Annotated in this window: 10 protein-coding genes; all 10 read right to left on the bottom strand. The window is 64.7% G+C overall.

Annotated elements, in window-relative coordinates:
• Positions 1–420 (bottom strand): aconitase X swivel domain-containing protein (locus C1D09_RS10595; RefSeq protein ID WP_143974212.1); only part of this gene is annotated, 420 nt, incomplete at its 3' end.
• A complete protein-coding gene (locus C1D09_RS10590) occupies positions 417–1,667 on the bottom strand; it encodes an aconitase X (RefSeq protein WP_143974211.1) in 1,251 nt (416 codons plus the stop codon). The genes C1D09_RS10590 and C1D09_RS10595, both read right to left, overlap by 4 nt.
• Positions 1,668–1,740: 73 nt before the next feature.
• The gene (locus tag C1D09_RS10585; RefSeq protein ID WP_143974210.1) at positions 1,741–2,805 is read right to left on the bottom strand and encodes an ABC transporter ATP-binding protein; all 1,065 of its coding nucleotides are present in this window, start codon (positions 2,803–2,805) and stop codon (positions 1,741–1,743) included.
• Positions 2,805–3,593: an ABC transporter permease gene (locus tag C1D09_RS10580; protein ID WP_143974209.1), complete on the bottom strand. Its 789-nt coding sequence runs from the start codon at positions 3,591–3,593 to the stop codon at positions 2,805–2,807. The genes C1D09_RS10585 and C1D09_RS10580 overlap by 1 nt, the downstream gene beginning before the upstream one ends.
• A complete protein-coding gene (locus tag C1D09_RS10575; protein ID WP_143974208.1) occupies positions 3,593–4,462 on the bottom strand; it encodes an ABC transporter permease in 870 nt (289 codons plus the stop codon). The genes C1D09_RS10580 and C1D09_RS10575 overlap by 1 nt, the downstream gene beginning before the upstream one ends.
• Positions 4,463–4,529: 67 nt before the next feature.
• Positions 4,530–5,591, bottom strand: a complete 1,062-nt coding sequence (locus C1D09_RS10570) for an ABC transporter substrate-binding protein (protein ID WP_143974207.1) — start codon at positions 5,589–5,591, stop codon at positions 4,530–4,532.
• A gap of 39 nt (positions 5,592–5,630) precedes the next feature.
• On the bottom strand, positions 5,631–6,608 hold the full coding sequence (locus tag C1D09_RS10565) for a PfkB family carbohydrate kinase (RefSeq protein WP_143974206.1): 978 nt from the start codon (positions 6,606–6,608) through the stop codon (positions 5,631–5,633).
• The gene (locus tag C1D09_RS10560) at positions 6,605–7,627 is read right to left on the bottom strand and encodes an ADP-ribosylglycohydrolase family protein (RefSeq protein WP_143974205.1); all 1,023 of its coding nucleotides are present in this window, start codon (positions 7,625–7,627) and stop codon (positions 6,605–6,607) included. Before C1D09_RS10560 ends, C1D09_RS10565 begins: the two co-directional genes overlap by 4 nt.
• 3 nt (positions 7,628–7,630) lie before the next feature.
• Positions 7,631–8,356, bottom strand: coding sequence for a GntR family transcriptional regulator (locus C1D09_RS10555; RefSeq protein WP_143974204.1), 726 nt, complete (start codon positions 8,354–8,356; stop codon positions 7,631–7,633).
• A 571-nt stretch (positions 8,357–8,927) separates the two neighbouring features.
• On the bottom strand, positions 8,928–9,092 hold the full coding sequence (locus C1D09_RS10550; protein ID WP_095774020.1) for a DUF3309 family protein: 165 nt from the start codon (positions 9,090–9,092) through the stop codon (positions 8,928–8,930).
• Positions 9,093–9,183: the final 91 nt, after the last annotated feature.

Below are 9,183 nucleotides of genomic sequence, written 5' to 3'. Positions count from 1 at the left end.
TTTGCCCGCCCCGCCGACACGGACCGCGATCCGGTCGCCGGAAACGATCCCCGCAATGTCGCAGACCACAAGCGGCATATGGATGTCGTAGAGAAACTCGGCGACAATGGCCCCCACCGCCAGGATCGGATCCGGCCGCTCCAGAAGGATACAGGCCGGCGCGGTGCCCCGGCGGATCGCTTCGGCCAGCACAGAGGATGAGGAGGACGACCCTCGTCCGCTTGGCATGACGAGTATCCTGCCGGCGACATTCTGGCCCAGCCCAGGATGCGAATGGTCGATGATTTCCCCCGTCTCCGCGTCGATGCCGCCCCAGAAGCTGAGCGGGTGCGAGAACACCAAAGCCAGGCCGTCCGCCTCACCGGCGAGTTGGAAAGTGCCCAGCCTATCGGCCCCGTGCTTTGGAACCGGCTGCGTCATGAGGCACCCCGCACGACATGTCCGGCCGCCGCGGAGCGGATGCAATCCCTCATCTCTGCGAAGGCGACGGTCACGCCGATATTGCCCGGCGCGTAATGCGCCCATTTGCCGGAATTGGTCATCACCACGCCGTCGAGGCGCTCGAGGATGGAGGTGACATAAGTGCACGTGTCGGCGACCGGGATCAGGCCGAATGCCTCCATGCCGGCCAGCGCGCCTTCCTCCTGCAACCGCGTCAGCGTCGCGCGTCCGGTGTTGACATAGATCGGGATGCCTTTGCCGGGCGCTGCCTCGCGCAGCATGGGCAACAGGCGCGTCCACTCCTCGTGCGAGAAATGCGGCGTGCCCAGCGACACGGCGGCGAGCGGCGCCCCGTCGGCCACTCCGGACAATCTGGACAGCGCATGATCGATGTCTGCCCGGGTGATGCGGATCGTCTCATCCGTCGCGTGGCCGTGAAACGCTTCGTCGAGCGTGTTGGCTTCCGGGGTGATGCCCACCGCATGGAACAACGCCACGGCGCCGGTCGTCGCGGCCGCCCCGCCAAGTGCCTTCAGCTGATCCTCGTCGCGCGGCTGCGGCAGGCCGGCAATGACCGGAATGCGGTCGCCGCTGGCTTGTCCGACGATCAGCCCGATGCCGACGAACAGGCTGTCGATCGGTTCGGCCTCGCCGATGTCCAGTTCGAACAGGATGCGGCCGCGCCGGTTTTCGCTGAGATGCAGGCCCCAGGCCGGCGCGCGTCCGGTCATGGCGCAGCACAAATCGATGAAGTCGCCATAGCGGTTGGTGCGCGCGCCGATCACCGAATTGGCGAAGACGATGGCGTTGGATTCGCCCCAGGCGATCTGTTGCCCGAATTCAGGTCGGAACCGCGTCTGGTAGGGTGCGCAGGTGAAGGTCGCCTGGCAACCGAGCTCCAGATGCGCCTTCATCAGCCGCCGCGCCGGCACCTCTTCCGCGGCCGGCATCTTCACCATGCCCGGATGGATGAGGTCGAACGAGCCGACATTGAGCGTCGTCGGCACCTGCACCCGCCCACCGCCCTCGACCAGCCGTTCGACGAAATCCAGCCCGGCCTTGCCGTGATACAGACAGCCGTCGATATGAGCACCGCTGATGTCGAGCAGGCCGCATGCGCCGATGGCGTTGGAGAACGCGACCAGGATTTTCATGGCGGCGGCTGCCGATGGGCCTTGCTCGCCGTCGAGCACGGATCGGTCGCGCACAGTCAATTCTAGCGTCATCGGAATGCTCCGGACTTATGTCCGGCTATGCTTTTCCCTATTGTCCCCCTTCTGGCAAGAGCCGGAGCGAGGATCAGGTCGCAGCAATCAACACCGTGCTTTCCGGCGACCAGCGCAGCACCACATCCTGCCCTTCCGCCAGCCTGTCGGCGCCGGTGTTCTGCACGATCACCTTCAGCGTCTGGCCGGCACGCTCGACGAAATAGGTGCTGTTGTTGCCGGCGAAGATGCGCTTGGAGACCTGGCCCTTCAGCATGTTCGCATCGCCATCCGCAGCCCCGGTATCGGTGCCGATACGAATGCGCTCGGGCCGAACGGCGCAGCTCGCCTTGGTGCCGGCGGCAAGCGTCGCGCCCGCGCCCGCGGCAATAGCCGTGCCGTCCGGCAGGCGGATGCCGTTGCCGGTCGTATCGCCGCGAAAGATGTTGGCGTCGCCCAGGAAGGTGGCGGCGAATTCGCTTTTCGGCCTGTCATAGATCTCCTCCGGCGGCCCTTCCTGCACCAGCCTGCCGTCGCGCAGGATGCCGATGCGGTCGCTCATCGTCAGCGCTTCTTCCTGGTCATGGGTGACGAAGATGGTGGTGATGCCGATCTCGCGCTGGATGCGTTTCAATTCGATCTGCATGTCGACACGCAGCGCCTTGTCGAGCGCGCCGAGCGGCTCGTCGAGCAGAAGCACGCGCGGCTTGGTGACGATGGCGCGCGCCAGCGCGACGCGCTGGCGCTGGCCGCCGGAAAGCTGATGCGGACGCCTGACGCCGAGCTTGGCCAATTGCACGAGGTCGAGCGCGCGCTGCACTTCGGTCGCAATCACTGCCTTGGCCTCGCCCCGCACCGAAAGGCCGAAGGCGACATTGTCGGCGACGCTCATATTGGGGAACAGCGCATAGTTCTGGAAGACCATGCCGATGCGTCGCTTCTCGACCGGCACACGCTCGACGCTCTCGCCGCCAATGGAAATGCGGCCGGAGTCAGGGAAATCGAAGCCGGCGATCTGCCGGAGCAACGTGGTCTTGCCGCTGCCCGACGGACCGAGCAGTGCATAGAAGCCGCCATCGGCGAAATCGATGGTGACATCGTCCAGCGCCTTGTGCGCGCCAAAAATGCGCGAGACATCAGATACCTGCACGCCGGCCATTATTTCTCTCCGCCGAATTTGAAGAAGCGCGCCGTGAGCAGCATCAGCGCCATCGACACGACAATGATGATGGTCGAGACCGCATTGATCTCGGGCGTGAACCCTTTGCGGATCGCGGCATAGATCTCGACCGGCAGCGTCGTCTGGCCGGGCGTCGACAGGAAGTAGGACACGACGAACTGGTCGAACGACACGGCAAAGGCAAACAGCCCGCCGGCAATGACGCCCGGCATGATCCAGGGCAGCGTGACACGAACTGTGACCTGCCACTGATTGGCGCCGAGCGAGCGCGCCGCCTCCTCCAGTTCAGGCGCGAAGGTCTGCAGCCGCGCCGAAACGACGACGATGACATAGGGCAGCGCCAGCGCAACATGGCCGAGCAGAATGGCGAACAGTCCGCGTCCGATGCCGACGCCAAAGAAGAAGATCAGCATCGCCGTGCCGGTGATCAGCCACGGAATGGCTATCGGCGGGAAGAGTAGCGCCTGCAGAACCTTCTTGCCGCGAAATTCGTAGCGGTAAAGCGCCAGTGACGCCGCCGAGCCGAGCACCACGCTGGTGAGCGTGGTGATGACCGCGATTTCCAGGCTGTTCCAGGTCGCCGCGATCAGCTGGTCGTTCTGCCACAGCGAGGCGTACCATTCCGTCGTCCATTCGAAAGGCAATTGGTAGAAGGGCGAGACGTTGAACGACATCAGCGCCATGATGATGATGGGCAGATAAAGGAAGGCGAGCAGCAGTCCGATGTAGAGGCGGCCAAGCGCTTCCAGGATGCGGGTCGTCGCCATCACGCGGCCCTTCGCAACACCGGCGAGGCGACCGCCAGGATGACCAGCACGACGGCGAGCAGGATAAAGGACAGCGCGGCCCCCAGCGGCCAGTTGAACACGGCGACGAACTGGTCCTCGATCACCGTGCCATAGAAGGTGCCGGTGCGGCCGCCGAGGATGCGCGGCTCCATGAACGAGCCGACGACGGGAACGAAGATCAGCGCCGCCCCCGCCACCAGCCCGGGCATCGACAGCGGGATGATCACCCGCTTCAGCACCTGCAGCCGCGAGGCGCCGAGCGAACGCCCGGCCTCGATCAGCGAGTCGTCGATCGCCTGCAAGGTGAGATAACAGGTCAGCACCATGTAGGGCACATAGGAGTGCACCAGGCCGATGATGACGGCCGGGTAGGAATACATCAGATCGATGTTGATCCTGAACGGCAGCACGGCGTTGAGCGCCGTATCCAGGATGCCGCCCTCGCGCAGAACCATCGCCCAGGAGAAGATGCGCACCAGCCCGTTCGACCAGAACGGCAGGATGACGAGCAGGAAAATCGCCTCGCGGCTACGCCCCCTCAGTACCTTGGCGAGCACATAGGCTGCGGGATAGCCGATGACGACGCACCACAACGTCACTTCGAGGCCGAGGCGCAGCGAGGCGAGCAGCAGCGTGAGATAAAGGCCTTGCGAGAAGAAGGCGGCATAGTTGCCGAGCGTGAAAGCCCAGGGCTTTCCCGATAGCGGCAGGTCGGTCATGAACGAGAAAAAGACCATGGCCGACAGCGGCAGGAAGATCGCCACTGTCAGCCAGAGATAGGCCGGCGCCAGCAGTGGCAGAGCCGACCTTAGTCCGCTGCGCGACGCGACCGCTCCCCGTACTGCCATAAGACCCTCCTCCCCGGGATTGAAAGGACCAGTCGGCGCGAGCCGCCGGCTGGTCCAGACGCGCGGTCTATTTCACGTCGACCTTGAGCTGCTGCCAGAGCGCCAGATAGGCCTCGCGCTGGGCATCGGTTATCGGCGCCTGGAACTGGATGCGCTTGGCGACCTCGGGATCGCCCATCACCTTGCGGTTGAAGGCATCCTGCGGCAGCGCCTCCACCGCTTTGGTGTTGGCGGAAACCGGTGCGCCGACCTTGGTGACCCACTCGACGTAGAATTTCGGGTCGATCATCCAGTTGATGAAGGCCTGCGCGCCTTCGACATTCTTGGAGCCGACCGGAATGGAGAAGGCATCCAGCCAGGCGACGGCGCCTTCCCGCGGAATGACCAGTGAAACCGGCAGCTTGAAGTGGGTCTTGGCACGGTCGGCCGAGCCGCTCCAATAGGTGCCGATGTCGATCTGGTTGGAGGCGACCATCTGGTTCCAGTCGTTCTCCGAACTCCAGAACGTCTTGATCTGCGGCATCAGCGAGGTCAGCTTCGTCTTGACCGCATCCATGTCCTTGATGTCGTTGATGTTCTGGCCCGTGGCGATGGCGCCGAACTGCACCGCCTCGACGGCGTCGTCGCGAATAACGACGCGGCCCTTGTGCTTGGGATCCCACATTTCTGCGATCGACGTCGGCGGCTTGTCGAAGGATTTTTCATTGATGGCGAGCGCGGTCAGGCCCCACACCCATGGCACGCCATAGACCTTGCCGTCATGGTCGAGCATCGGCGAACCGGCCTTGTCCTTGCTGATGTCGGCATAGTTCGGCAGTTTCGAGATATCGATCGGCTGGATCAGTTTTTCCGACATCGCCTGGTCGTTGAAGGCGGCGTTGATCATGACGACGTCATAGAGGCCCGGATTGGTCCGGATCTTGGTCAGCATTTCCTGTTCGGAATTGAAGAAGTCGTTGACGACCTTGTTGCCGGTCGCCTTCTCGAAGGCGGCGACCGCCCACGGTTCGTCGGCGCCGTAGCCTTTCCAGTTGAGCACATGCACCTCGGCGGCATTGGCGGCCAGCGTGAGTGCGGTGGTGAAGACGGCGGTCGCCGTCAGCAGGGCAGTCAATCTCGGCATGCGCATGTTGGTTCCTCTCTTTGTTTGCCCGCTTGGCGGGGCTTGTCAGGCTGTCTGATGGGCCTTCTGGTCCTGGCCCGGCTTGCTGGTCGCGTCGGCCTGGCTCAGGAAAGTCTGGATTTCGGCATCGGTCGGCGCCGATGAGCCGCCATGGCGGGTGACCGAAATGGCGGCCGCTGCATTGGCGTAGCGCGCCGCCTCGAAGGGCGGCACACCGCGCGCCAACGCACTGACGAAAGCACCGATATGGGTATCGCCGGCGCCGTTGGTATCGACTGCCGCGACTTTGAACCCGGCAATGGTCTGCGACGTGCCGTCGGCCAGCGTGACATGGCAGCCCCTGGCCGCCGAGCGGATGACGACACCGGCCGCCAAGGGGCAATGGTCGGCAAGCAGCCGCGCCGCGAGGTCCTCTACGTCACCAGGGCCGGCAATCTCGGCCGCCTCCGTCGCGTTGCAGCTCAGCCATGTGGTGCGGGCAAGCACCCGCGACAGGATGGGACGCGGAATGTCTGAAACGATCGGCGTCGGGTCAAAGACGAACGGCGTTTGCGCCGGAAGCGCCTCGATCCAGCCGGTGAGCGCGTCCCGGCTGCCCGCATAGCTCAGCGTATAGCCAGAGGTGAACACCCAATCGCCCGGCGCCACCGATACGGGCGCCATCATGTCGAGGGTGAGCACACTTTCTGCACCCGGCCACGAGACGAAAGTTCTTTCGGCATCGCTCGAGATCATGGCGACGCAATTGCCGCTGTCCATCGCAAGCGATGGCGGCGTCAGCGTCTCGATGCCTTCCGCGGCGAAGGCGGCGCGCAGGAAATCGCCGTTCGGCCCGCTGCCGAGCTGGCCGCCGAACACCACTGTCATGCCGGTGCGGCTGGCCGCGACCATCATGTTGAAGCCGCCGCCGGCGACCTGGGCAAAGCTCGATGCCGTCTTCTCGCTGCCCGGCGCCGGCAAGGCGTCGATGCGGTAGACATAATCGACCACCGCGCTGCCGATATGGACGAGGCGCCCGCTCATGCCGCCGCGTCCTTGCCGGTCTTCGCCACCCTTGCCGCCACGAGGTCGGCGGCAAGCGCGCGCACTTCCGACATGTCGATGCCGACAAGCCGGGCAATATGTTGCCGCGGCAACTGTGAAAAGCCGGTGCAGGCGCCAGCCATGCCGGCGGCGATGGCGCCGATCGTGTCGGTGTCGCCGCCGAGATTGGCGCTGATCAAAGCCGCTTGCCAGGGATCGCCCCCGGCGACTTCCAGCACCGCGAAGGCGGCCGGAACCGATTCCTGGCTGGCAACGCCGGTGCCGACCAGATCGGTGATCAGCCGGATCGCATCCCCCGTCGCCTTGCCGCGTACCAGATCCTGCGCCCAGACGATGCGCGAGGCGATGTCGCCGCCGGTCACCCAATGGCCAAGTGTCGCCCCTCGCCTCGCCGCCGCGACGGCACTGTCGGAGGCGGCGCGCCAGGCACCGCCGGAAACGCCACGGCTGACGGCGGCCGCGACCGCTGCGGCCGAGGCTATGGCGATCGACGTGTTGTGCGTGGCGCGGCAGGTCTCTGCCACCTTGGAGACGAATGCATCGAGCGGCTCAAGCGGCATCATGATGCCAACCGGCGCGATGCGCATCGCAGCCCCATTGGTGTCGCCGCTGCGCCCTGCTTCCTCGGCCGGCAGACCATTGTTGATGGCATCGATCGCGCGCTTGGTCGACGGCCCCAGCAGATCATAGCTGCCGCGCGCCTTGACCTCACGCTCCCAGTCGAGCAGCGCATTGACCCATCGCGTATGATCGAAGCGCTCGCCTGAAACAACCAGGATGCGGCCGAGAAGCAGCGCCTGTTCGGTATCGTCGGTGATTGTGCCGGCCGCGAGGCCCTTCGACACGGGATGATCGGCGAACGGCGCGACGAAATCGTCGACATGGCCGTAGAGTTCGGCAATGCGCGCCGGCGACAGGAGTTGCGTCGGCATGCCGAGCGCGTCTCCCAACGCCCCGCCCATAAGGGCGCCCATGGCTCGATCAAGCATGTCCGGCATCGCTCAGAACCTCATATGCAGCGCGAAATGCGCGGGATTGAGCAGGCTGGTGACATATTCGATCGGCCGGTCGTCGGCGGCGCGCGTCAGCCGGCGGCCGCGCAGGAAGGGCGTGCCTTGCGGGCAGCCCAGGATGGCCGCGTCCTCGGCGTTGAGCATCTCGATGCCGACCCATTCCTCGCCATGGTCGGGAATGAGGCCGGCGCCGCGCAGCGTCTGGTGCAGCGATCCTTCGCGCAGGCCGCGCAGCGGCACATCCTCAAGCTCCGGCGATAGCGGCAGGCGGCTGCGCTCGATGGAAATCGCGTGGCCGTCGCTGGCATTCGTGCGCACACGGTCGACGGCGATGAAGAAGGGGCTTTCGATCTCCAGCAAGGCAGCGAGATCGGCGTCTTCGATGACCTCCAGCCGCAGCGTCCTCGTCTCGGCATTGGCGCCGGCATTGGCCAACGCCCGCGACCAGCCGATGGCATCGTCGACCGGCTTGCCGTCAAAGGTGACGAAGGAGCCAATGCCGACCTTGGTGGTAATCAGTCCGCGGCTGGACAGTTCCTCGAGGCCCTTGCGGACGGTGTTGCGGCTGACGGAGAAGCGCTGGACAAGTTCGTTCTCGCTTTGCAGGCGGTCGCCGAAGCCCAGTAAGCCGGAACGGATTTCATGTTCCAGAACGGTCGCGATCTGCTCAGGCTTGCCGGTGCCGGGAGACAGTTGAGACACGCGTCGCATCATATGCATACCTGTTCAGTGAACCTGTATAGTCCTGTTCAATACATGGCTGTAAACCTCCTGTCAATGCTGGTGCGAGACAGGTCAAACAGGCCGCCTTTGGTCCCGGTAGCGTGGTAGGTTCCGGGTCGAAGGGAGCAACATGATTGGCCGGCGCTGAATGTCGCAGACCAACGCCATCAAGGCCGCCGGGAGTGATTGGAGACTGACTGGATCTGACAACGGCATCGCGCAAGGTCGCCGACGACTTGCCAGGCAAGGGGCTCGGACCCGCCACCATCGAGGCATTGGGGTGCCGCGTGGCGTAAGAACTGTTCCAACATCGCCCCGACGCAGGCCGGCTCCCTCGGCCCGAACGCAAAAGCCCGCTCCGGCATACCCGGGGCGGGCCTTGGAGGAGGATGAAGGGGTGGGACCCTCTCCTCTTGTTTCCACGGGGGGTGTGGACCGAAATCACCATACCCCAGTCGCGCGTGACGGCGGATCACAAGCCGGATGGCTTGCATCACAATCCGGTGCGTCCCGGCCGCGACATCATCACGAGATTGCGATCATCCCCGCGGCTTGCAGGACGCTAGATGCGCCCTAGCACGACGAGGATGATGATGATCAGCAGCACAAGCCCGAGCCCGCCGCCGCCATAGTAGCCGGTTCCATAGAACGGTCCGCCGCCGAGCCCGCTAAAGCCGCCAAGCAGCGCGAGGACAAGAAGGATGATAAGTATTGTGCCTAAGGTCATGGTTCCCGCTCCCGTGGGCGCTGGTGCGCCGGTTTCGAACACCGTCACTTGCGGTGTTTCGAAAATGAGAACGCTTGAGCCGCCTTACCGT

The sequence above is a fragment of the Mesorhizobium intechi genome (assembly GCF_002879535.1).
GTDB lineage: Bacteria > Pseudomonadota > Alphaproteobacteria > Rhizobiales > Rhizobiaceae > Mesorhizobium > Mesorhizobium intechi.
This window is presented reverse-complemented; position numbering and strand designations above follow the sequence as displayed.